A 22,723-nucleotide genomic window follows, 5' to 3' on the forward strand; every position below is an offset into this window, starting at 1 on the left:
GTCACCGGATGGGCAGGCCGGTCAGTGCCCGGGAGATGACCAGCCGCTGGATCTCGCTGGTGCCCTCGAAGATGGTGAAGATCTTGGCGTCGCGGTGCATCCGCTCCACCGGGTAGTCGCGGGTGTAGCCGTTGCCGCCCAGGATCTGGATCGCCTCGTCGGTGACGTACACCGCGGTTTCGCTGGCCACCAGCTTGGCCATCGAGCCCTCCGCGGCGTCGAAGGCCTGGTTGTTGCGGGCCATCCAGCCGGCCCGCCACACCAGCATCCGGGCGGCGTCGATACGGCACTTCATGTCGGCCAGCTTGAACGCCACCGCCTGGAACTCGCCGATCTTGCGGCCGAATTGCTCGCGCTGGCAAGCGTATTCGAGCGCATACTCGTAGGCGGCCCGCGCCACCCCGACGGCCATCGCGCCGACCGTGGGCCGGGTGCGCTCGAAGGTCTTCAGCGCGGCCTGCCCGCGGGCCGAGGCGCCGGACTTGACCCGGGCGATCCGCTCCTCGAACTTCTCCCGGCCGCCCAGGATGTGGTCTGCCGGCAGCCGGACGTCGTCGAGCACCACCTCGGCCGTGTGCGACGCGCGGATCCCGTGCTTTTTGAACTTCTGCCCCTGCGCCAGCCCCTTCACCCCGGCCGGGACGACGAAGGTGGCCTGCCCGCGGGCGCCCAGCTCCGGATAGACCGACGCCACCACGATGTGCACGTTGGCGATCCCGCCGTTGGTGGCCCAGGTCTTGGTGCCGTTGAGCACCCACTCGCCGGTGGCTTCGTCGTAGCGGGCGCGGGTGCGGATGGCGCCGACGTCGGAGCCCGCATCGGGTTCCGACGAACAGAACGCGCCCAGCTTGGGTTCGTCGGCGGTGCCGAACATCTCGGGCAACCAGCGGCCCAGCTGTTCGGGCGTGCCGTTGCCGGCCAGCGCCGCCGCGGCCAGCCCGGTGCCCATGATGGACAGCGCGATTCCGGCGTCCCCCCAGAACAGCTCTTCGAACACCGTCAACATGCCCAGGCCGGTCGGCTCGGCCGCCTGCTGGGCGAACAGGTCGGGCGAGTACAGCCCCACCTTGGCGGCCTCCTGGATCACCGGCCAGGGGGTCTCCTCACGCTCGTCCCATTCCGCGGCGGCGGGGCGGACGACGTCGGCCGCGAACTGGTGCACCCAGTCGCGCACCTCGATCACGTCATCGGACAGCTGCAGGGAAAACGTCACGTCTGTGCTCCTGAATCATTGTCGTTGTCGTTCAAAGGTTTTCGCCGGTTCGTGTACTGTGCGAGGACGCTGACCGTTTGGTTGACCCAGGCCTCGAAGTAGCGGTCCTCGTCGGTGTTGCCGGGCAGCCGGCCGGTGAGCGCTTGCAGGGTGGCGGCATAGGACAGCGACCCGATCGCCACGGCGGCGGCCGCTTCGGGATCGGGGATGCTGGTCCGCCCGGCACGATTGGATGCGGCCAATTCGTCGGCGAAGCGTTGGTAGGCGTTGTCGGTGATCACCTGCCAGGTCTTCTCGTCGAGATCGCCGAGCTCGTCGGGCTCGCGCAACATGACCTTGAGCAGATCCTCGCTTTGTTTGAGGTTGTTCCAGATCAGCTGCCCGGCGGTGCGCACCGCCTGCTCGACGCTGCCCGGCTGCCCCGCGTCGTACTGCTCTCGCGCGGTCACGATGCTCTCGATCCGGTGCGCGACCGCGGCCTCGAGCAGCTCGCGCTTGGAGCCGAAGTGTTTGTAGAGCGCCCCGGACCCCGGCGCCAGGCCCGACTCGCGCTGGATGTCGGCCACCGACGTCGCCGCGTATCCCTTCGCGGCGAACAGCCGCAGCGCCGCGGACAGCAGCCGGTCCCGTCCCGAGCTGAGCATGGTGAGAGAGTACTCACTCACCATCAACGGGGCAAAATGGTGCCCGCGCTCGGCGCGCGAGGGGGAGAAGGCGATGCGGTTAGCGTTAGATTCTTGCCGAACTGAAGGAGCCTGACATTCGCGTCTTACCGCGCATACAGCTGCCGATGCGGGTGCTGTCGCTGCGCACCATCGTCATCGTGGCCGCGATCTCGGTGATGACCCTGGTCGTCCTGCTGGGCACCTGGGTGTGGGTGGGCGTCACCAACGACCAGTACAACCAGCTGGACCGCCGGCTCGATTCGGTCAGCAGCCTGGGCGACATCAGCAGCCTGCTCACCAACCCGCAGCACAACAGCCCGGACCGCGCTACCCCGGACGGCAACCTGGTGCGCACCGCGCGCATCGGCGGCGTGACCGTGTCGGTGCCGAGCAACATCGTGTTGCCGCAACTTCCCGACGGTTACGCCAACACCACGATCAACGGGGTGCAGTACCGGGTCCGCACCTTCACCGCGGGCCCCGCCTCGATCGCGCTCGCCGCGCCGCTGGCCGAAGCCCAGCACCGGATCAACGAACTGCACCTGCGGGTGTTGTTGATCTGCGCCAGCGTGATCGGCGGCACCGTGGTGGTGGGCTGGGTGATCTCGTTGATCATGGTCAATCCGTTCCTGCTGCTGGCCCAGCAGGCGCGCGCCATCAACGCCCAGTCCAGCCCGGACGAGGTCCAGGTGCGCGGGGTGCGCGAGGCCGTCGAGATCGCCGAGGCGGTCGAGGGCATGCTGGCCCGCATCGGCAAGGAACAGCAGCGCACCAAGGCCGCGCTCGAGTCGGCCCGCGACTTCGCGGCCGTCGCCTCCCACGAGCTGCGCACGCCGCTGACCGCCATGCGCACCAACCTGGAGGTGCTGTCCACCCTGGACCTGCCGCACGAGCAGCGCCAGGAGGTGATCGGCGACGTCATCCGCACCCAGAGCCGCATCGAGGCCACGCTGACCGCGCTGGAGCGGCTGGCCCAGGGCGAGCTGACCACCGTCGACGATTTCGTCCCGTTCGACATCACCGAGCTGCTGGACCGCGCCGCCCACGACGCGCTGCGCGTCTACCCCGACGTGGAGGTGTCGCTGGTGCCCTCGCCGACGGTGCTGATGATCGGGCTGCCCACTGGGCTGCGGCTGGTGATCGACAACGCCATCGCCAACGCCGTCAAGCACGGCAACGCCGGCAAGATCCAGCTCACCGTCAGCAGCTCCGGCGAGGGCGTGGAGATCGCCATCGACGACGACGGCAGCGGGATTCCGGAGTCCGAGCGCGCCACCGTGTTCGAACGTTTCGCCCGCGGTTGCCTGCTGCTGGTCTACCCCAACGTCATCGCCGTCGAGCGGCAGCTGCGGATCGAGCCGTCGGATTTCCGGCTGTGGGTCTGCCTGCACGAGGTCACCCACCGCGTCCAGTTCACCGCCAACCCCTGGTTGCCCGGCTACATGTCGCAGGCGCTGGCCCTGCTGACCCGCGACACCGGCGACGACCTGGGGCAGGTGCTGAGCCGGCTCGCCGACTACGCGCGCAACCGCGGCAATCCGGCGTCACAGGCCGACGCGAACTCGACCGGGATCCTCGGGCTGGTGCGGGCCGTGCAGTCCGAGCCCCAGCGCCAGGCCCTGGACCAGCTGCTGGTGCTGGGCACCCTGCTGGAGGGCCACGCCGACCACGTGATGGACGCCGTCGGCCCGATGGCGGTGCCGTCGGTGGCCACCATCCGCCGCCGCTTCGACGAGCGCCGGCACCGCAAGCAGCCGCCGCTGCAGCGGTTGCTGCGCGCCCTGCTGGGGCTCGACGCCAAGCTCAGCCAGTACACCCGGGGCAAGGCGTTCGTCGACCAGGTGGTGGGCCGGGTCGGTATGGCGCGGTTCAACGCCATTTGGACGGGGCCCGAAACGCTGCCGCTGCCCGTCGAAATCGAAGAGCCCCAGCGATGGATCGACCGGGTGCTCTAGACCGGCTGCGCACCGCGGTCGAGGCGTTCAGCACGGCCCACCTCGGTGCGGTCGAACGCTGGTGCGTGGCGCTGTCCGGCGGCCCGGATTCGCTGGCGCTCACCGCCGTGGCGGCCCGGCTGCGGCCCACCACCGCGGTGATCGTCGACCACGGTCTGCAACCGGACTCGGCCGCCGTCGCGCAAACGGCCCGGGCCCAGGCCATTGCGTTGGGTTGTGTTGCGGCGCAAGTCATTTCGGTTCACGTCGACGGCGAGGGCGGCCCGGAGGCGGCGGCGCGGCGGGCCCGCTACGCGGCGCTGGCCGCGCACCGCGACGGGCCGGTGCTGTTGGGTCACACCCTCGACGATCAGGCCGAGACGGTGCTGTTGGGGCTCGGCCGCGGGTCGGGGGTGCGCTCGATCGCGGGCATGCGTCCCCACGATCCGCCATGGTGCCGGCCGCTGCTCGGGCAGCGGCGCGCGGTGACGCACGCGGCATGCGCGGAGTTGGGCCTGACGGCGTGGCAGGACCCGCACAACAGCGACCGCCGGTTCACCCGCGCCCGGCTGCGCGCCGAGGTGCTGCCGCTGCTGGAAGAGGTGCTCGGCGGCGGCGTGGCCGAGGCGCTGGCCCGCACCGCGACGGCGCTGCGCGAGGACAACGAGTTGCTCGACGCGCTGGCCGAGCGGGCGCTGCCCGCCGCTCGGGCCGGGGCGGGGCTGCAGGTGGCGGCGCTGGCCGGGCTGGACGCGCCCGTGCGGCGCCGGGTGATCCGGGCCTGGCTGCTGGCCGGCGGTGCAACGGGATTGACCGACAAGCAGATTCGCGGGGTGGACAACCTGGTCACCGCCTGGCGCCGTCAGGGCGGGGTGGCGGTCGGGTCGTCGCAGCCCGGCGAGCGGCTGTTCGCGGGGCGCCGCGACGGCGTGTTGACGCTGTGGCGCGAGCCGGTCCGTTAACCGCAATGCCGGAGCCGCCGTTGGTTATTCGCCCGCCGGCGTGGCACGCTGTGGGCGTGGCCCAGATCTCCTCGGCGATCACCCCCGCCCAGCCCGCGGAGCTGTACCCCGGGGATATCAAGTCTGTCCTGCTGACGGCGGAGCAAATTCAGGCCCGCATCGCCGAACTCGGCCGCGAAATCGGGGACAACTACCGCGACGCCGCGGCCGAGACCGGACAGGACCTGCTGCTGATCACCGTGCTCAAGGGCGCTGTGATCTTTGTCACCGACCTGGCCCGGGCGATTCCGCTGCCCACCCAGTTCGAATTCATGGCCGTCAGCTCCTACGGGTCGTCGACGTCGTCGTCGGGCGTGGTGCGCATCCTCAAGGACCTGGACCGTGACATCCAGGGCCGCGACGTGCTGATCGTCGAGGACGTCGTGGACTCGGGGCTGACGCTGTCCTGGCTGCTGCGCAACCTGAGCACCCGTCATCCGCGGTCGCTGCGGGTGTGCACGCTGTTGCGCAAGCCCGACGCCAGGGGCGCCCACGTCGACATCGCCTACGTGGGTTTCGACATCCCCAACGACTTCGTGGTGGGATACGGCCTCGACTACGACGAGCGCTACCGCGACCTGTCCTACATCGGCACCCTGGACCCCAGGGTCTACCAGCAGTAGCTCCCGCTCAGTCCAGCTCCCAGGACGCGGTGACGGTGAACTTCACCGTCTGCTGGCCCGGTTCCAGCGGCACCGCCATCGGCATCGCGCGCGGCGACGGTGGCGGGCCGCCGGGTGGCGGGGCGTTGCCCGTCGCCTCCGAAATGGACAGCACCTTGCCCAGGTGCAGACCGGACAGCTGGGCGTACTGCTCGGCGCGGCTTTTGGCGTCGTTGAACGCGCGGGTGCGGGCGTCCTTGACCAGCTGCGAATCGTCGGCGATGGAGTAGCTGACCGACCGGATCCGGGTGGCGTCGCCGCCGGTGCCGACGATGAGCGCCAGCAGTCGTGACGCGGCGTCGGGCGGGTGGATCTTGACGGCGACGGCGTTGCTGGCGCGATAGCCGGTGATCGCGGCGCTGCCGCCGGCCTCGGGGTTGCTGTACTGGGGTGTCAGCGCGACCTCGGTGGTGCTGATGTCCTTGTGGTCGATGCCCGCGCCGACCAGCGCGTTGATGACGGCCTGCTGACGCTCGTTGGTCTCGTTCATCGCGGTGGTGACATCGGGCGCGGTGAACTCGATGCCGACGTCGGCGGTCAGGGTGTCCGGAACGCCCTGGACCTGGCCGGAACCCACCACCGTCACCTGCCGGGGCGCGGCGCCGGACGGCGGCGGACCGTGCTTGTCGCACGCCGAGATCGCGACGACGGCCAGCCCGGCGGCGGCCGCCGCGATCGCTGAGCGGACACACTTCGGGGCGTTCGTTGCGACCGGCATGTCTGGCACCTTAGCCGCCGCGGCGTCGTCCGGTTTGCTTGGACGTCACCCCCGCGTGGTGCCGCCGCCGCCGGCAAACCGGGTTGGGGTGGCGTGCGCGACTCATAAAAGGACATATATGACTCCAAACATATTGGAATACAGGGCTATTCATGACAAATCCGAAAGTCGCAGCAGCGCGGTCCAGCTAAGTGAACAGTTGCCGAATCGGCCATGAATTGGGTCTATAGGGGCTGTTCTCACTGGACGCGACTGACCTAACGTGTCCAGCCGGTAGCCGAAAAGTGTTCGGCTGAACGGGTTTTGAGGAGGGGATATGTCATTTCTGGTGGTGCGCCCGGAAATATTGGATGCGGCGGCCCGGGAGCTGCACGGCATCAATGCCGCGGTGCTGCAGAGCAATTCGGCCGTCGCAGCGCCGACGACGGCGGTGGCTCCGGCCGCCGCCGATGTGGTGTCGCTGGTGACGGCGGCGCGGTTCTCCCGGCACGGGCTGGCCTTCCAGGAGGTCAGTGCGCAGGCCGCGCAGCTGCGCGACCAGTTCGCGACAACCCTTGGCATCAGCGCCGGTTCGTATGCCGCCGCCGAGATCGCCAACACCGCCGCGGTCGGCTGAGGAAGCACGATGCTGAACTTCGGGCAGCTGGATTTCGCGCAGCTTCCGCCGGAGATCAACTCCGGGCTGATGTATTCCGGACCCGGCGCGGGGCCGCTGCTGGCCGCTGCGGCGGCCTGGAACGGACTGGCCGCCGAATTACGTTCCGCCGCAGCGTCCTTCGGGTCGGCGATCACCGGCGTGGGCGACGCCGGGTGGCAGGGGCCGGCCGCGTCGTCGATGCTGGCCGCGGCGGCGCCGCAGCTGGCGTGGCTCAGCGGCACCGCCGGACGGGCGGAGCTCGCCGCCGGTCAGGCCCTCGCGGCGGTGAGCGCCTATGAGACGGCCTTCGCCGAGACGGTGCCCCCACCGGTGATCGCGGCCAACCGTGCGCTGCTGCTGCAGTTGCTGGCCACCAACTTCCTCGGCCAGAACACCCCGGCCATCGCAGACGTCGAGGCGCAATACGGCGAAATGTGGGCTCAGGACGCCGCGGCCATGTACGGGTATGCGCTCGCGTCGGCCGCGGCGTCGACGCTGCCACCGTTCGAGCCGGCGAAACCCGCAACCGACCCGGCGGGGCTGGCCCGTCAGGCCGCCGCGACGGCGCAGGCGGCCGGGACCGGCGCCGGTGACAGAGCCCAAGGACTCGGCGCGGCGCCGCAATCCATGTCCACGCTGGCCGCGGGGACCAACAATCCGCCGCCGGCCAATCCAGGGTTCTCGCTGGGCGGGATCAGCCTGAATCCCGAGGGCGACGGGCTCGTCATCGGGGGACCGCTGGGCGATCTGCTGGAGGGGCTGACCGGGTCGCAAACCCTGGACGCCAGCACGCCTTTCGACGCGTTCATTCGGTTGATCTCCCCGACGCGACTGTTCACCACCTCGTTCAAGGACATCCAGGGCATTGCCCAGGGCATGATGCCCGCCGCCAAGTCCGCCGGCGAGGGCGTGGCCAAAGCCGCCGAAGCGGTCCTGCCCGCGGCCGTCCCGGGCGCCGGCCTAGGCTCGTTGGGCTCGCTGGGCTCGATCGGCGGGTCGGTCGGCAAGGCGGCATCGATCGGCGGGTTGTCGGTCCCGGCTTCGTGGGCGAGCGCGGCCCCCACGCCGCCCTCGGTCGCCGTGGCGCTCAACGGGGCCACGACGGCCGGCGCCGCCGAGCACGCCGCCAGCGCGGTGGGCGGGGTGCCGATGATGCCCGCCGGTGCCGCGGGCCGCGGCGCGGGCGCCCACTTCGTCGTTCCCCGTTACGGTTTCAAACCCACGGTCATCGCTCAACCGCCGGCCGGAGGATGATCCGGCGGATCAGAAGGGCGGGTCGTCGGGCAGCGGCTGATACGCCGGCTCGTCGGGCGCCCAGTCCGGCGGCAGTTCTTCCGGTTCTCGGGGATCGTTGACCCAGGCGCAGAAGGGGCTGGTGCTTGGTCCGCCTTTGAACAGGAAAAGCATGTCGCGCATGTGATTTCGGAACTTTCGGTCCGCGATCTCGCGCTGCCGGGCCTGCTCCAGCCGGATCCGGGCCTCGTTGATCGGACGCTGCTCACGATTGTGCTTGCGCGCCCGCATGATCCGGCCGTTTCGCTGTTTCGATCTGCTTCGCCGGTTGGGTGTCGGGGCCGCGCATGCCGGACCGCGCGGCTGGGCGAACAGGTCGGCCCCCGCGGGCGACGTCCGGTACGTCCGTCCGCTCGGCGAGGTCCAGACCACGGTGCCGTCGGCCAGTTGCCTGTCGCGCCACCCGCCGAAGGTTTTGAGCCGATGATGTTGGCGGCACAGGCATTTGAGGTTCTCCAGCACCGTCCACCCGCCGGCCACCGGATTCTGATGGTTGAACGGCACGGAATGGTCGAGGTCACAGATCACCGCCGGACGGCTGCATCCGGGGAAGCGGCAGGTGAGATCCCGGCACCGAACGGCCCGCTCCAGCGCCGCCGACGGCTGGTAGCGCAGGGCCGCCGCCGGGCTGGTCGCGGGATTGGCGACGAGCAGGTGCGCGGCCGCCGCCAGTCGGCGCACCTGGTCGGCGTCGATGACGCCGTAGCCTTCCAGGTAGCCCGGCTCGGCGCCATCGGCGTATACGGTTCGGTCGCTGGCCACCACGTTGATGACCACCCGCGCCCCGGTCCGGTCGTCTGCATTCTGGTCGCGGGTTCGAGCCGGGCAGTCGGGTTGTCCACAGGCGCAGGGCAATCGGCGGCCCTCGGCCAGCGCGGCCAACGCGTCGGCGCGGCGCTGATCCAGCGTCCGGGGATCCGCCGGGCATACCTGCTTGGCGAGTTGGGACAACCGCCGGTCGAACGCCGTCGCCGCGGCGGCGGCGACCGAGCCGTGCACCTCGGCCATCCCGTTCTCCGCGGCGCTGATCCCGATGTGCCGGTCCTCTTCGGCGGCCAGCCGGCGCTCGCGCGCGGCGTCGGGATCGGCGGTGCGCACGGCGGCGTCGACGGCGTTGACGATCCGCTGCCGCGACCAGCCGTGCCAGTTGCCGATGCGGGCGGCGAGCGACCGGTCAAGCTTGGCGATCAATTCCGCGTCGGTGACCAGACTCGTGCGGGTGATGATCAATCGTACTGTGCGCCAATCGGTTCGGCCCTCGGCGAGCAGCGCCGCCACCTCCGGCAGCCTGGTGTCGAGCGTCTCGGCGTAGGACACCAGGTAGCTGGCTGCCGCCGCGGAGAGGTTCATCGCCGCGGCCACCTCGGCGGCGGTCTGCTCGAAGCCGTCGATCTCCGCATACTCCGGCTCAGGGCGGTCGGCGGTGGCCACCCGGTGGCGAAGCAATGCCGCCACGGCCGCGAACCGGCGCGCCACCAGCATCGACTCCTCGCGATGGGTGGACTCGACCACCGCCACCAGCGCAGCCGGATCCGGGCTCAATTCGAACATGTGTTCGATCATAGCCCGTCGCTAAGACATCAGGGCGTGACGAGAACCTTGCAGTGCCGCTCGGGATCGGCGAGGTCGTCGAACGCCGCGCCGACCCCGTCCAGCCCGACCTCGCCGGTGATCAGCGGCGCCACGTCGATGTCACCCTCGGCGAGCGCGCGCAGCGAATCGCCGAACTCCTCGGGGGGTGTAGGCGAGCACGAACTGCACGTTGATCTCCTTGGCGATCGCGAAGAAGGGGTGGACGGTGTCGGGCTGCATGCACACGCCGGCGACCACCAGCCGGGTGCCGGGCCTGGCGCGCAGCAGCACGTCGTCGATGATGCCGGGTACGCCGACCGCCTCGAACACCACCGCGGGCTTGACGCTGTCGAACGGCGAGCCCTGCGCGGGATCCAGCGTCCGGTGGGCCCCCATCGCGGTGGCCAGCTGGCGGCGCTTGGGCGAAAAGTCGGACGCCACAATCGATTCCACACCGCGCGTGGCGAGGGCGGCGATGATGGCGATCCCGATCGGGCCGCACCCGAGCACCAGGGCGGTCTCGGCCGGGGTGATGTTCGATTTGTTGACCGCGTGCAGTCCGACCGCCATGGGTTCGGTCAGCGCCGCGTGCTTGACGTCCAGGCCGTTGGGGATGGGCAGCAGCAGCGGCGCCGAGAGCAGCATCCGCTCGGCATAGCCGCCGATCGTGGTGTTGCTGTAGACGATCGGCTCGACGCCCTTGGCGGACAACAACACCGGCAGCGAGGTGACCAAAGTGCCCGGGGGATGGGTTTCGGTGTCGGGGCCCGCTTCGAGTATCTCGGCGCTGAATTCGTGTCCCATGAAGATGTCGTGGTCCAGGTCGACGCGCATGCCGGCCGCGCCGCCGGCCACCCGATCGCTCATCTGAAGCACCTGGGCGCCGTGGGCGGCGAAATGCAGGTCCGAGCCGCAAATCCCGCACGCCCGCACCCCGACGAGCACCTGGCCGGTTTCGGGTATCGGTTCGGGCACGTCGTCGCGGTAGACCATGCGACCGTCGCGCAACACCGCCGCGCGCATCAGTGCACCGCGTCCTTGTGCTCGTCGACATGTTCGCTGATCGCCTTGACCACGGCCTCACCCGCCCGGCCGAGCAACTGGTCGCGCATGCCCTTCGCCCAGTCGTGCGATGCGCGCGAGGCGTCGAGCTGCCGCTTGAAGTGCGGAATCACCTTGCGCGCCATCAGGTCATAGCAGTGGTATGTCGCTTCCGGTGAGGCCCAGTCATGGCCCAGCATCAACAGGGTGCCGAAACCGCCGGACCGGTCCAGCAGGTCCTCGATGTGGGCGATGGCGTCCTCGGGCGTGCCGATGCAGCAGTTGCCCTTGGCCGCGTACTCGGCGACGAACTCGTGCGGCGTCTGGGTGCCCTCCACGCTGTTGGCCAGCGGGACGAAGCCGGCCGCGCCGAAGTAGTTCGCGAAATCCTGTAGCCCGTAAGTGCAATCGTCGATCGCCTGCTCGCGACTGTCCGCGATGTGCATGATGCTCAAGACGCGCCAGTCGCCGCGGTCCGGTTCGTCCCGGCCGGCCTTGGCGGCCTGCTCGCGCACCACGTCCCAGGTGGTCTCCAGCGCCGCGTAACCGCCGGGCACCGACATCGACAGCGACAGCAGCGAGGTGCCCAGCGCGCCGGCCAACCGCGGACCCGAGGGGGAAATCATTGCGGCCGTGGATATCTCGGGGTACGGCCAGGTGTAGGGCCGGATGTGCAACTGGGCGTCACGCAGCGTGAACCAGTCGGAGTGACGGTCGATTCGCTCGGTGGGGGCGGCGCGGAACAGCGCCAGGATCGCCTCCAGCGACTCCTGCATCATGTGCCGCTGATCGACGGGGTCGATGCCCATCATGTAGGCGTCCGACGGCAGCGCGCCGGGCCCGGTGCCGAACATCACCCGGCCGCGGGTCAGGTGATCGAGCAGCACCCAGCGATCGGCCACCATGAGCGGATGGTGATAGGGCAGCGACACCACGCCGGTGCCCAACCGAATGTGTTTGGTCCGCTCGGCCGCGGTGGCGATGAACACCTCCGGGCAGGCGATCAGTTCGTAGCCGCCGGAGTGGTGTTCGCCGAACCACGCCTCGTCGAATCCGAGCCGATCCAGTGCTACCACCCGTTCCAGGTCGTATTCCAGTGCGACCGTTGGGGATTGGCCGACGGGGTGAAACGGGGTGATGAAGACACCGAACCGCAGGGGCGCGCTCATCGCAGCTCCAATCCGTTGAGGAAGTCCAGTAAGGCCGCGTTCACTTCGGCGGGGCGCTCCTGCTGCAGCCAGTGCCCGGCGCCGTCGATCATCACGTGCCGGTACGGGCCGGAGATCACCTCCGCCGCGCGGTCGGCCCGGGTGAAGGACAGGACGGGATCGGCCGTCCCGCCGATGAACAGGCACGGCACCGCGATCTTGGCGCCGTCGAGTTCGGGGGTGGTCTCCCAGTTGCGGTCGAAATTGCGATACCAGTTCAGGCCGCCGGTGAAGCCGGTGCGCGAGAATTCGGCGATGTAGTGGTCCAGCTCGTCCTGGCTGATCCACTCCGGCAGCCCGTCGGGCTCGGGAAGGCGTTCGAGGAAACCCTCCGGACCCGGCGCCACCATCCGCAGCCCCGCCGCCTTGTCGCCGTCGGTCCGCAGGCTGCCCATCATCCGTCGCATCACCTGCGCGGGATCGGCGTTCAACTCGGCGTCGGCCACCCCGGGCTCCTGGAAGTACAGGATGTAGAAGAAGTTCTCGCCGAACATCTTTCGCCACGCCTGCGTCGGCGCCAGCCGCGGCCGGGGCGTCACCGGCACACTCATGGCGGCGACGGCCGCGACCCGGTCCGGGTGCAGCAGCGGCGCATTCCACACCACCGCCGCACCCCAGTCGTGCCCCACCCACACAGCGCGCTGGGCGCCGACGTCGTCGAGCAGGCCGACGAGGTCGGCGGTCAACTGGTGAATGTCGTAGGCCTCGACGGCATCCGGGCGATCCGAGCCGCCGTAGCCGCGCTGATCGGGCGCCAGCACGTGGTAGCCGGCGTCGGCGAGGACGTCGATCTGGTGTCGCCAGGAGTACGCCAGTTCGGGGAATCCGTGGGCCAGGATCACCACGGGTGCGCCGCGGTCGCCCGCTTCGGTCACCCGCAGCCGCACACCATTGGTATCTACTAACCGTTGGGTAGGGGGCACCGTCTCACCAAAGCACAACGGTCGCGGACAGAGAAGGGCCCAATTGACGCGAATGGCGGTAGGTTGCGCATCAAATGGCCGCAACACCGCAATACTCGGGTTTATGCGCCTGGACCATGTCGTGCTGTGGACCAGAAATCCGCGGGTGTCGATGGACTTCTACACGCGCGTCGTCGGGCTGGAACCGGTTCGGTTCGCCGAATTCGAGGCCGGCGAGGCGCCGTTCCCCAGCGTGCGCATCTGCGCGGACTCGATCATCGACTTGATGCCGCTCGAGATGGTTTCGGGCGCCGCGTCGTCCGGGGTCGCCGAGGGCAGTGCCGGTAACCCCGTCAACCACGTCTGTATTGCCTTGTCCAAGGCCGAATACGACGCGCTGGAGGCGCGCCTGCAGGCCGAGGGCGTGGACACCGGCGTGCGGCTGAGCCGGAGTTTCGGCGCGCGGGGCTGGTCGCCGCACACCTACTACTTCGCCGACCCGGACGGCAACGTCGTCGAGGCCCGCTACTACGAGTGACGGGCCCGGCCGCAGCGCCGAGCGTCACGCAGGAGTGACACCGGCCGCCGACGGCAGCGCCAGCGTGACGCTCGGGAACCGCCGGTCGTTGCTATTGACGAGGACGCTGCGCTCCGGCTCTGCCGGAGCTGGCGATCGCCGCTAGCGGTAGCCTGGACTTTTCCAGCTGCGTGTATATCGGGGAAGGACCTGCCCAGTAAGGGCCGATGATTGATGAACCGGAAAAACGTTATTCGCACCATCACGGCGATTGCTGTCGTGGTGCTGCTCGGCTGGTCGTTCTTCTACTTCAGTGACGACACCCGCGGCTATAAGCCCGTCGACACCTCGGTGGCGATGGCCCAGATCAATGGCGACAACGTCAAGAGCGCGCAAATCGACGACCGCGAACAGCAACTGCGCCTGACCCTGAAGAAGGGCAACGGCGACACCGACAACTCCGACAAGGTCATCACCAAATATCCCAGCGGCTATGCGGTCGACCTGTTCAACGCGCTAAGCGCCAAGAACGCGAAGGTCAGCACGGTCGTCAACCAGGGCAGCATCCTGGGCGAGCTGCTGGTGTACGTGCTGCCCCTGCTGCTGCTGGTCGGGTTGTTCGTGATGTTCTCGCGCATGCAGGGCGGCGCCCGGATGGGCTTCGGGTTCGGCAAGTCGCGGGCCAAACAGCTGTCCAAGGACATGCCCAAGACCACCTTCGCCGACGTCGCCGGGGTCGACGAGGCGGTCGAGGAGCTCTACGAGATCAAGGACTTCCTGCAGAACCCGGGCCGCTATCAGGCGCTGGGCGCCAAGATCCCCAAGGGCGTGCTGCTCTACGGGCCACCCGGCACCGGTAAGACGCTGCTGGCCCGGGCGGTGGCCGGCGAGGCCGGGGTTCCGTTCTTCACCATCTCCGGGTCCGACTTCGTCGAGATGTTCGTCGGGGTGGGCGCGTCCCGGGTTCGTGACCTGTTCGACCAGGCCAAACAGAACAACCCGTGCATCATCTTCGTCGACGAGATCGACGCGGTGGGCCGCCAGCGCGGCGCCGGCCTGGGCGGCGGTCACGACGAGCGCGAGCAGACGCTGAACCAGTTGCTGGTCGAGATGGACGGGTTCGACCCGCGGGCCGGCGTGATCCTGATCGCCGCCACCAACCGGCCCGACATCCTGGACCCGGCGCTGTTGCGGCCCGGCCGCTTCGACCGCCAGATCCCGGTGTCCAACCCGGACCTGGCCGGCCGTCGCGCGGTGCTGGCGGTGCATTCCAAGGGCAAGCCGATCGCCCCCGACGCCGACCTCGACGGCCTGGCCAAGCGCACCGTCGGCATGACCGGCGCCGACCTGGCCAACGTGATCAACGAGGCGGCGCTGCTGACCGCCCGGGAGAACGGCACCGTCATCACCAGCGCCGCTTTGGAGGAAGCGGTCGACCGGGTGATCGGCGGGCCGCGCCGCAAGGGCCGCATCATCAGCGAGCAGGAAAAGAAGATCACCGCCTACCACGAGGGCGGCCACACGCTGGCGGCCTGGGCGATGCCCGACATCGAACCCATCTACAAGGTGACGATCCTGGCGCGCGGCCGCACCGGCGGGCACGCGGTCGCGGTGCCCGAGGAGGACAAGGGCCTGCGGACCCGCTCGGAGATGATCGCGCAACTGGTGTTCGCGATGGGTGGCCGCGCCGCCGAGGAGCTGGTCTTCCGCGAGCCGACCACCGGCGCGGTGTCCGACATCGAGCAGGCCACCAAGATCGCCCGCGCGATGGTCACCGAGTTCGGCATGAGCTCCAAACTCGGTGCGGTCAAATACGGTTCGGAACACGGCGACCCGTTCCTCGGCCGCACCATGGGCACCCAGGCCGACTACTCGCACGAGGTCGCCCGTGACATCGACGACGAGATCCGCAAGCTGATCGAGGCCGCCCACACCGAGGCCTGGGAGATCCTCACCGAATACCGCGACATCCTCGACACGCTGGCGGGCCAGCTGCTGGAGAAGGAAACGCTGCACCGCGCCGAGCTGGAGAGCATCTTCGCCGGCGTCGAAAAGCGGCCCCGGCTCACGATGTTCGACGATTTCGGTGGCCGCATCCCGTCGGACAAGCCGCCGATCAAGACACCCGGCGAACTGGCCATCGAGCGCGGCGAGCCGTGGCCCCCGCCCGCCCCCGAGCCGGCCTTCAAGGCGGCCATCGCCAAGGCCAGCGAGGCCGCCGCGGCCGCCCGGCTGGAGGCCGACCGAAACGTCAACGGCGGCAACGGTTCTCACGCCAACCAGGGCGGTAATCGGCAGGGTCCCACCCAACCGGACTACGGTGCGCCGGCCGGCTGGCGGGCGCCGGGCTGGCCGCCGCAGCAGTCGCAGCAGCCCAACTACTGGCACCCGCCCGCCCAGCCGCCCTACTGGCAGCAACCGGCGCACGGCTACCCGGGCCAGCAGCCTTACCCGGGCCAGCAGCCCTATCCCGGCCAGCCGGGCGGACCGGCTCAGTCCGGCCCACCCCAGGCGCGTCCGCCGTACCCGCCGTACCCGCCGTACCCCCCGCCCGGTCAGCCCGCCCCCGAGGGTGGGTCGCCGGACCGGCAGGATGACGACGTGAGCCGGTCCAACCCGCCGGCCCACGGCTGAGCAAACGGAGGATGTGATGGCCGGGAACGGTTCAGCGCCGGACACCGCGACGCACCAGGTCCGGCAGTTCGACCAGGCGCGCGCCGAGGCCGCCGTCCGCGAGTTGCTGTTCGCCATCGGCGAGAACCCCGACCGGCACGGCCTGGCCGAAACCCCGGCCCGCGTCGCCCGCGCCTACCGGGAGATGTTCGCCGGCCTGTACACCGACCCGGACAGCGTGCTGAACACCATGTTCGACGAGGAACACGACGAACTGGTGCTGGTCAAGGAGATCCCGCTGTACTCCACCTGCGAGCACCACCTGGTGTCGTTTCACGGGGTGGCCCATGTCGGTTACATCCCCGGCAACGACGGCCGGGTCACCGGCCTGTCCAAGATCGCCCGCCTGGTCGACCTGTACGCCAAGCGGCCCCAGGTGCAGGAGCGGCTGACCAGTCAGATCGCCGACGCCCTGGTGAAAAAGCTCAATCCGCGCGGGGTGATCGTGGTGGTCGAGGCCGAGCACCTGTGCATGGCGATGCGCGGTGTCCGCAAACCCGGTGCCGTCACCACGACCTCGGCGGTGCGCGGGCTGTTCAAGACCAACGCGGCTTCTCGGGCGGAGGCGCTCGACCTGATCCTGCGTAAGTGAGTCCGGCGCCTTGCAGGTAATGGGAGTCTTGAACGTCACTGACGATTCGTTCTCCGACGGCGGCCGCTACCTCGACCCCGACAAGGCCGTCGCACACGGACTGGCGCTGGTCGCCGAGGGCGCCGGCATCGTCGACGTGGGCGGCGAATCCACCCGCCCCGGCGCCACCCGGATCGACCCGCGCGTCGAGACCTCCCGCGTCGTCCCCGTCGTCAAAGCGCTTGCGGCAGAAGGTGTCACGGTGAGCATCGACACCATGCACGCCGACGTCGCGCGGGCGGCGCTGGGCAGCGGCGCGCGGATCGTCAACGACGTGTCCGGCGGGCGCGCCGATCCGGCGATGGCGCCGCTGCTGGCCGAGGCGAAAGTGCCCTGGGTGCTGATGCATTGGCGATCGGTGTCGGCCGAGCGCCCGCACGCGGCCCCGCAGTACCGCGACGTGGTCGCCGAGGTGCGCGCCGAACTGCTGGCCAGCGTCGACGCCGCGGTGGCAGCCGGCGTCGATTCCGCCCGGCTGATGATCGATCCGGGGTTGGGATTCGCCAAGACCGGACAACACAATTGGGCCCTGCTGCACGCGTTGCCGCAGTTGGTCGCCACCGGGATCCCGGTACTGCTGGGCGCCTCCCGCAAACGGTTCCTCGGCACGCTGCTGGCCGGGCCCGACGGCGCGCCGCGGCCGCCCGACGGGCGGGAGACGGCGACCGCGGTGATTTCCGCGCTGGCCGCGCTGCACGGGGCGTGGGGGGTGCGGGTGCACGACGTGCGGGCCACGGTCGATGCGCTCAAGGTGCTCGGCGCTTGGATGGGAGACGATGGCTGATCGAATCGAGTTGCGCGGCTTGAGGGTTCGCGGACAACACGGAGTGTTCGACCACGAGCGCGTCGACGGGCAGGACTTCGTCATCGACGTCACGGTCTGGATCGACCTGGTGGGCGCCGCGGCCAGCGACGAGCTGGCCGACACCTACGACTACGCCGCGCTGGCGCAGTTGGCCGCCGACGTGGTGGCCGGCCCGGCGCGCAATCTGATCGAAACCGTCGGGGCGCAGATCGCCGACCAGGTGATGGACGACGAACGTGTGCACGCCGTCGAGGTGATGGTGCACAAGCCGCAGGCCCCGATCCCGCAGCAGTTCGCCGACGTCGCGGTGGTGGTGCGGCGGTCCCGGCGCGGCGGCCGCGGTTCGGTGGTCCCGGCGGGCGGGGCGCTATGACACGCGTTGTCTTATCCATTGGCTCCAATCTGGGGGACCGGCTGGCGCGGCTGCAGTCCGTCGTCGACGGGCTCGGCGGCGCGGTGCGCGCCATCTCGCCGGTGTACGAAACCCAACCCTGGGGCCGGGTGGATCAGGCGCCGTTTCTCAACGCGGTGCTGATCGCCGACGACCCGGCCTGCGACGGCCAGGGCTGGCTGCGCCGGGCGCAGGAATTCGAGCGGGCCGCGGGCCGGGTGCGGGGCGAACGCTGGGGCCCGCGCACCCTCGACGTCGACCTGATCGCCTGCTACGGCGACGGCGAGGTGATCTCCCGGGAGAACAACCTGACCCTGCCGCATCCGCTGGCGCATCTGCGGGCCTTCGTCCTTATCCCCTGGCTGGCCGTCGACCCGGACGCGCGGCTGACGGTGGCCGACGGGCCGCAACCGGTCGCCCGCCTGCTGGCCCAGCTGGACCAAGCCGACCGGGACGGTGTCCGGCCGACCGGCCTGACGCTGACACCGCCCGCGGGCTCGTCGGCCGATTCGGGGGCGGGCAGCTGATGGGCCCCACCCGCAAACGTGACCTGACGGCCGCGGTGGTCGGCGCTGCCGTCGTGGGGTATCTGCTGGTCCAGGGCCTGTATCGGTGGTTTCCGCCGATCACGGTGTGGACCGGGCTGTCGCTGCTGGCCGTCGCCGTCATCGAGGCGCTGTGGGCGCGCTACGTGCGCACCAAGATCAACGACGGCGAGATCGGCTCCGGTCCCGGCTGGCTGCATCCGCTGGCGGTGGCACGCAGCCTGATGGTGGCCAAGGCGTCGGCATGGGTGGGCGCGCTGATGCTGGGCTGGTGGATCGGAGTGCTGGTGTACTTTCTGCCGCGCCGCTCCTGGCTGCGGGCAGCCTCCGAGGACACCTCGGGGGCGGTGGTGGCGGCCGTCAGCGCGCTGGCTCTGCTCGTCGCCGCGCTGTGGCTGCAACATTGCTGCAAATCCCCGCCGGACTCCGGCGAGCACGGCGAGGGCGCGGAAACCTAGCCGACCCGGCCGCGGCGCGGGCAACCCGCAAAGAATCGCCGGAGTCGGCCGACACGCTGATTGACCTCGCGCAGGTACAGTTTGGCCATGACCGTTCTGTCCCGCGGCGCCCGGGTCCGGCGCGGCGGCCGCAGGCCGGGTTGGGTGCTCTTGACCGCGTTGCTGGTCCTCGCGATGGGGGCCAGTTCCGCATTGGTTTTCACCAATCGGGTGGAACTCCTCAAGCTCGCTGTAATCCTGGCGCTGTGGGCCGCAGTCGCCGGCGCTTTCGTCTCCGTGCTGTATCGCCGCCAAAGCGACGCCGACCAGTCCCGCGTCCGCGACCTCAAACTGGTCTACGACCTGCAGCTGGACCGCGAGATCTCGGCCCGGCGCGAATACGAGCTCACGGTGGAGTCCCAGCTGCGCCGCGAGCTCGCCTCCGAGCTGCGCGCCCAGGCCGCCGACGACCTGGCCGAGCTGCGCGCCGAGCTGAGCGCCCTGCGGACCAGCCTGGAAATCTTGTTCGACACCGACCTGGGGCAGCGCCCGGCGCTCGGGGCGTTCGAGGGCGAGCCGCAACCCGAGCGGGCGTACAGCGAGTGGGAGCGCAACGGCGAGAACCCCCGCGACACGCCGGTGGATTGGGTGCCCAGCGATCGGGTGACCTCGGCACCCCAGGAGCATCCGCCCGGACGGCACGACGAGACGGCCATCATCGACGTGCCCGAGGAGCCGCTGATGCCGCCCCGCCCGCAGCAGCCAGCGCCGCCGCGGCGCGAGCGTCCCCGCTACCAGGAGCCCCCGGGGCCGGCGGAGCCGCGGTTCGAGCCCCGGTATCAACCCCCGCCGGCCGCCGCCGCGACGCCACCTCCGCCGGAAATGCCGCCGGAACCCCCGCGCGAACCCCAGCCGGAACCGCAACCCGAACCCCAGCCCCAGCCGCAGGGCCGCGACTGGCAGCCCGTGGGCGCCGAGGGGCAGTGGTTGCCGCCCGGATCACCGGGCAGCAACTGGGCCGGCGCCGACGCGGAGTCGACGGGTGGACGCCGGCGTGCCCGGCATTCGGGCGCCGACGAGGCCTGGGACGGCATGCCCGTCGAGCCCGTGCCCCCGCCGCCGTACGCCGAGTCCGGTCGCCGGGCCCGCTCGCGCCATTCCGCGGAGTACCGCGACTACGGGGTGCGCAACTTCGCGCCCGGCAGCGAGCCGCCGGCCGGACCGGCCCCCGCGCCGCCTCCGCCCGCCGCGGCCACACCGCCGCCCCCGGCCGCTCCGGCGCCGTCCGGACCGGCCGCCGGTGCACCCCCACCACCGCGGCTGGCGCCGCCGCCGGCCGCCGAGCACACGCCGCGGCACGGCGGGGAGCCGGAACCGGCCGACCCGCGGCGGGCGCGGGACGCCTCCGGCACCGGGGGCCAGTCGGTGGCCGACCTGCTGGCCCGGCTGCAGGTGCAGCCGTCCGAGGGCGGCCGGCGCCGGCGCCGCGAGGGCTGAGCTGGGAGCTTCCTCACATTGGGGGATGCGACCCGATCGACTAGGATTCGAGTGACCGAACGGTACCCACCTGCGTGGGACCGGAACGAACCAGAAATCTGTGAGGTCGTCTGCGATGGTGCAGTTCGACGGTCTGCGCCCGGCCAGGCTCAAGGTGGGCATCATCTCGGCCGGCCGGGTGGGCACCGCGCTCGGTGTCGCGCTGGAGCGCGCGGACCACGTCGTGGTGGCGTGCAGCGCCATCTCCCATGCGTCCCGGCAGCGGGCGCAGCGCCGGCTGCCCGACACCCCGGTGGCGTCGCCGCCGGAGGTGGCGGCCGGTGCCGAGCTGTTGCTGCTGGCGGTTCCCGACAGCGAACTCGCCGGCCTGGTCTCCGGTTTGGCGGCGACGGAGGCGGTGCGGGCCGGGACCACCGTGGCCCACACCTCGGGCGCCAACGGGGTGGGCATCCTCGCGCCGCTGACCCGGCAGGGCTGCATCCCGCTGGCGATCCACCCGGCGATGACGTTCACCGGCTCCGACGAGGACATCAGCCGGCTGCCGGACACCTGCTTCGGCATCACGGCGGCCGACGAGGTCGGCTACGCGATCGCCCAGTCGCTGGTGCTGGAGATGGGCGGGGAGCCGTTCAGCGTCGCCGAGGACGCCCGCGTGCTCTACCACGCCGCGCTGGCGCACGCGAGCAACCACCTCGTGACGGTGCTGTCCGACGCGCTCGAGGCGTTGCGGGCCGCGCTGCGCGGCAGCGAACTGCTCGGCCAGCAGACCGTCGACGAGCAGCCCGGCGGCATCGCCGAACGCATCGTCGGGCCGCTGGCCCGGGCCGCGCTGGAGAACACCCTGCAGCGCGGGCAGGCCGCGCTCACCGGCCCGGTCGCGCGCGGCGACGCGGCCGCGGTGGCCGGGCATCTGGCCGCGCTGCACCGGGTGGCACCCGAGCTGGCACAGGCCTATCGGGTCAACGCCCTGCGGACCGCCCAGCGGGCACACGCTCCCCAGGAGGTCGTCGAGGTGCTGGCACCGTGAAACCCGCCTTCACCGCGGGCGAACTCAACACCTACACCAGCCCGGGCGACGTCACCGCCGTCAGCCGCGCGCTGCGCCACACCGGTCGCCGGGTGATGCTGGTGCCCACCATGGGTGCGCTGCACGACGGCCACCTCGCGCTGGTGCGGGCGGCCAAGCGGGTGCCCGGTTCGGTGGTGGTGGTGTCGATCTTCGTCAACCCGCTGCAATTCGGCGCCGGCGAAGACCTGGACGCCTACCCCCGCACCCTGGACGACGACCTGGCGCTACTGCGCTCCGAGGGCGTCGAAATCGCCTTCACCCCAACGGCCGCGGCGATGTACCCGAATGGTTTGCGCACCACCGTGCAGCCCGGCCCGCTGGCCGCCGAGCTGGAGGGCGGGCCCCGGCCGACGCATTTCGCCGGCGTGCTGACCGTCGTGTGCAAGCTGCTGCAGATCGTGCGCCCCGACCGAATCTTCTTCGGCGAGAAGGACTACCAGCAGCTGGTGATGATCCGTCAGATGGTCGCCGACCTCAACATCGACGTGCAGGTGGTCGGGGTGCCTACCGTGCGGGAGGCCGACGGCCTGGCGATGTCGTCGCGCAACCGCTACCTGGACGCCACGCAACGCGAACTGGCCGTGACGCTTTCGGCGGCCCTGACCGCCGGCGCGCACGCCGCCCACCTGGGCGGTGCGGCCGCGCTGCGGGCCGCGCGGGCGGTGCTGGACGCCGTGCCCGAGCTCACCGTCGATTATCTCGAGCTGCGCGACGCCGGGCTGGGCCCGGCACCCGCCCACGGCTCGGCGCGGCTGCTGGTCGCCGCCCGGCTGGGCAACACCCGACTGCTGGACAACATCGAAATGCAGATCGAAACACCCGCCGGCACCGCTGGGCCGGACGGCGACCGCCAATACGCCCAATCACCTTGGAGGAATTGATGTTACGGACGATGCTCAAGTCGAAGATCCATCGGGCCACCGTCACGCAGGCCGACCTGCACTACGTGGGCTCGGTGACCATCGACGCCGACCTGATGGACGCCGCCGACCTGCTCGAGGGCGAACAGGTGACCATCGTCGACATCGACAACGGCGCCCGGCTGGTCACCTACGCGATCACCGGTGAGCGTGGCAGCGGGGTGATCGGGATCAACGGTGCCGCAGCGCATCTGGTCCACCCGGGCGATCTGGTCATCCTGATCGCCTACGGGACCATGGAGGAGGCCGAGGCGCGGGCGTATCAGCCGCGGATCGTCTTCGTCGACGCCGACAACAAGCCGGTCGACCTCGGCCACGATCCGGCATTCGTGCCGGACTTCGAGATAGCAGGGGCGGCCGAGTTGCTCGATCCCCGGATCGTTGCGCGGTAG

20 protein-coding genes and 4 pseudogenes are annotated in these 22,723 nt (G+C 70.5%); 17 read left to right on the forward strand and 7 right to left on the reverse strand.

Annotation, left to right across the window (positions count from 1 at the left end):
• Position 1: 1 nt before the first annotated feature.
• Both MAA44156_RS02225 and MAA44156_RS02230 read right to left on the reverse strand, forming a co-directional pair.
• A complete protein-coding gene (locus tag MAA44156_RS02225) occupies positions 2-1,213 on the reverse strand; it encodes an acyl-CoA dehydrogenase family protein (protein ID WP_003876359.1) in 1,212 nt (403 codons plus the stop codon).
• Positions 1,210-1,857, reverse strand: a complete 648-nt coding sequence (locus MAA44156_RS02230) for a TetR/AcrR family transcriptional regulator (protein ID WP_009974345.1) — start codon at positions 1,855-1,857, stop codon at positions 1,210-1,212. The genes MAA44156_RS02225 and MAA44156_RS02230 overlap by 4 nt, the downstream gene beginning before the upstream one ends.
• Before the next feature lie 146 nt (positions 1,858-2,003).
• Between MAA44156_RS02230 and MAA44156_RS23410 the strand changes: the two are divergent.
• The 4 genes and pseudogenes from MAA44156_RS23410 to hpt all read left to right on the forward strand — a co-directional run.
• Positions 2,004-3,179, forward strand: a pseudogene (locus MAA44156_RS23410) (sensor histidine kinase); the annotation flags it as partial.
• Positions 3,174-3,833, forward strand: a pseudogene (locus tag MAA44156_RS23415) (zinc-dependent metalloprotease); the annotation flags it as partial. The pseudogenes MAA44156_RS23410 and MAA44156_RS23415, both read left to right, overlap by 6 nt.
• A complete protein-coding gene (gene tilS, locus MAA44156_RS02240; protein WP_009974349.1) occupies positions 3,812-4,774 on the forward strand; it encodes a tRNA lysidine(34) synthetase TilS in 963 nt (320 codons plus the stop codon). The pseudogene MAA44156_RS23415 and the gene tilS, both read left to right, overlap by 22 nt.
• A gap of 5 nt (positions 4,775-4,779) precedes the next feature.
• On the forward strand, positions 4,780-5,436 hold the full coding sequence (gene hpt / locus MAA44156_RS02245; protein ID WP_085988233.1) for a hypoxanthine phosphoribosyltransferase: 657 nt from the start codon (positions 4,780-4,782) through the stop codon (positions 5,434-5,436).
• A gap of 7 nt (positions 5,437-5,443) precedes the next feature.
• Here hpt and MAA44156_RS02250 read toward each other — a convergent pair whose 3' ends face one another.
• Complete coding sequence (locus MAA44156_RS02250) at positions 5,444-6,193, reverse strand: SIMPL domain-containing protein (RefSeq protein WP_009974353.1); 750 nt, start codon at positions 6,191-6,193, stop codon at positions 5,444-5,446.
• Between the two features lie 316 nt (positions 6,194-6,509).
• Here MAA44156_RS02250 and MAA44156_RS02255 point away from each other — a divergent pair, with 316 nt between their 5' ends.
• Entirely contained in the window at positions 6,510-6,809 is a 300-nt protein-coding gene (locus tag MAA44156_RS02255) for a PE family protein (RefSeq protein WP_009974354.1), read from the forward strand.
• A gap of 9 nt (positions 6,810-6,818) precedes the next feature.
• The gene (locus MAA44156_RS02260; RefSeq protein WP_009974356.1) at positions 6,819-8,084 is read left to right on the forward strand and encodes a PPE family protein; all 1,266 of its coding nucleotides are present in this window, start codon (positions 6,819-6,821) and stop codon (positions 8,082-8,084) included.
• Between the two features lie 9 nt (positions 8,085-8,093).
• Here MAA44156_RS02260 and MAA44156_RS02265 read toward each other — a convergent pair whose 3' ends face one another.
• The 4 genes and pseudogenes from MAA44156_RS02265 to MAA44156_RS02280 form a co-directional block, all read right to left on the reverse strand.
• Positions 8,094-9,674 (reverse strand): HNH endonuclease signature motif containing protein, encoded by a 1,581-nt coding sequence (locus tag MAA44156_RS02265; RefSeq protein ID WP_029248338.1) that lies wholly within the window; start codon positions 9,672-9,674, stop codon positions 8,094-8,096.
• Positions 9,675-9,703: 29 nt separating this feature from the next.
• Positions 9,704-10,718: pseudogene (locus MAA44156_RS02270) on the reverse strand (zinc-binding dehydrogenase).
• The gene (locus MAA44156_RS02275; RefSeq protein ID WP_003877096.1) at positions 10,718-11,905 is read right to left on the reverse strand and encodes an LLM class flavin-dependent oxidoreductase; all 1,188 of its coding nucleotides are present in this window, start codon (positions 11,903-11,905) and stop codon (positions 10,718-10,720) included. Before MAA44156_RS02275 ends, MAA44156_RS02270 begins: the two are co-directional and overlap by 1 nt.
• Positions 11,902-12,867, reverse strand: coding sequence for an alpha/beta fold hydrolase (locus MAA44156_RS02280; RefSeq protein ID WP_176213662.1), 966 nt, complete (start codon positions 12,865-12,867; stop codon positions 11,902-11,904). Before MAA44156_RS02280 ends, MAA44156_RS02275 begins: the two co-directional genes overlap by 4 nt.
• Before the next feature lie 103 nt (positions 12,868-12,970).
• Between MAA44156_RS02280 and MAA44156_RS02285 the strand changes: the two genes are divergently transcribed.
• From MAA44156_RS02285 to panD, 11 genes and pseudogenes are all read left to right on the forward strand, one after another.
• On the forward strand, positions 12,971-13,384 hold the full coding sequence (locus MAA44156_RS02285) for a VOC family protein (protein ID WP_003875603.1): 414 nt from the start codon (positions 12,971-12,973) through the stop codon (positions 13,382-13,384).
• A gap of 213 nt (positions 13,385-13,597) precedes the next feature.
• On the forward strand, positions 13,598-15,997 hold the full coding sequence (gene ftsH, locus MAA44156_RS02290; RefSeq protein WP_009974361.1) for an ATP-dependent zinc metalloprotease FtsH: 2,400 nt from the start codon (positions 13,598-13,600) through the stop codon (positions 15,995-15,997).
• A 16-nt stretch (positions 15,998-16,013) separates the two neighbouring features.
• Positions 16,014-16,628, forward strand: a complete 615-nt coding sequence (folE, locus tag MAA44156_RS02295) for a GTP cyclohydrolase I FolE (RefSeq protein WP_011723631.1) — start codon at positions 16,014-16,016, stop codon at positions 16,626-16,628.
• Positions 16,625-17,451: pseudogene (folP, locus tag MAA44156_RS02300) on the forward strand (dihydropteroate synthase). Before folE ends, folP begins: the two are co-directional and overlap by 4 nt.
• A complete protein-coding gene (folB, locus tag MAA44156_RS02305) occupies positions 17,444-17,845 on the forward strand; it encodes a dihydroneopterin aldolase (RefSeq protein ID WP_011723632.1) in 402 nt (133 codons plus the stop codon). Before folP ends, folB begins: the two are co-directional and overlap by 8 nt.
• A complete protein-coding gene (folK, locus tag MAA44156_RS02310; protein ID WP_009974366.1) occupies positions 17,842-18,390 on the forward strand; it encodes a 2-amino-4-hydroxy-6-hydroxymethyldihydropteridine diphosphokinase in 549 nt (182 codons plus the stop codon). Before folB ends, folK begins: the two co-directional genes overlap by 4 nt.
• Positions 18,390-18,866: a DUF3180 domain-containing protein gene (locus tag MAA44156_RS02315; RefSeq protein WP_009974368.1), complete on the forward strand. Its 477-nt coding sequence runs from the start codon at positions 18,390-18,392 to the stop codon at positions 18,864-18,866. The genes folK and MAA44156_RS02315 overlap by 1 nt, the downstream gene beginning before the upstream one ends.
• A gap of 87 nt (positions 18,867-18,953) precedes the next feature.
• On the forward strand, positions 18,954-20,342 hold the full coding sequence (locus tag MAA44156_RS02320; RefSeq protein ID WP_062893409.1) for a DUF6779 domain-containing protein: 1,389 nt from the start codon (positions 18,954-18,956) through the stop codon (positions 20,340-20,342).
• 115 nt (positions 20,343-20,457) lie between these two features.
• Positions 20,458-21,369, forward strand: a complete 912-nt coding sequence (locus tag MAA44156_RS02325; RefSeq protein ID WP_121035546.1) for a Rossmann-like and DUF2520 domain-containing protein — start codon at positions 20,458-20,460, stop codon at positions 21,367-21,369.
• Positions 21,366-22,292, forward strand: a complete 927-nt coding sequence (panC, locus tag MAA44156_RS02330) for a pantoate--beta-alanine ligase (RefSeq protein ID WP_003875612.1) — start codon at positions 21,366-21,368, stop codon at positions 22,290-22,292. The genes MAA44156_RS02325 and panC overlap by 4 nt, the downstream gene beginning before the upstream one ends.
• Entirely contained in the window at positions 22,292-22,723 is a 432-nt protein-coding gene (gene panD / locus MAA44156_RS02335; protein ID WP_003875613.1) for an aspartate 1-decarboxylase, read from the forward strand. The genes panC and panD overlap by 1 nt, the downstream gene beginning before the upstream one ends.

This window comes from Mycobacterium avium subsp. avium (assembly GCF_009741445.1).
In the GTDB taxonomy this organism is placed as follows: domain Bacteria; phylum Actinomycetota; class Actinomycetes; order Mycobacteriales; family Mycobacteriaceae; genus Mycobacterium; species Mycobacterium avium.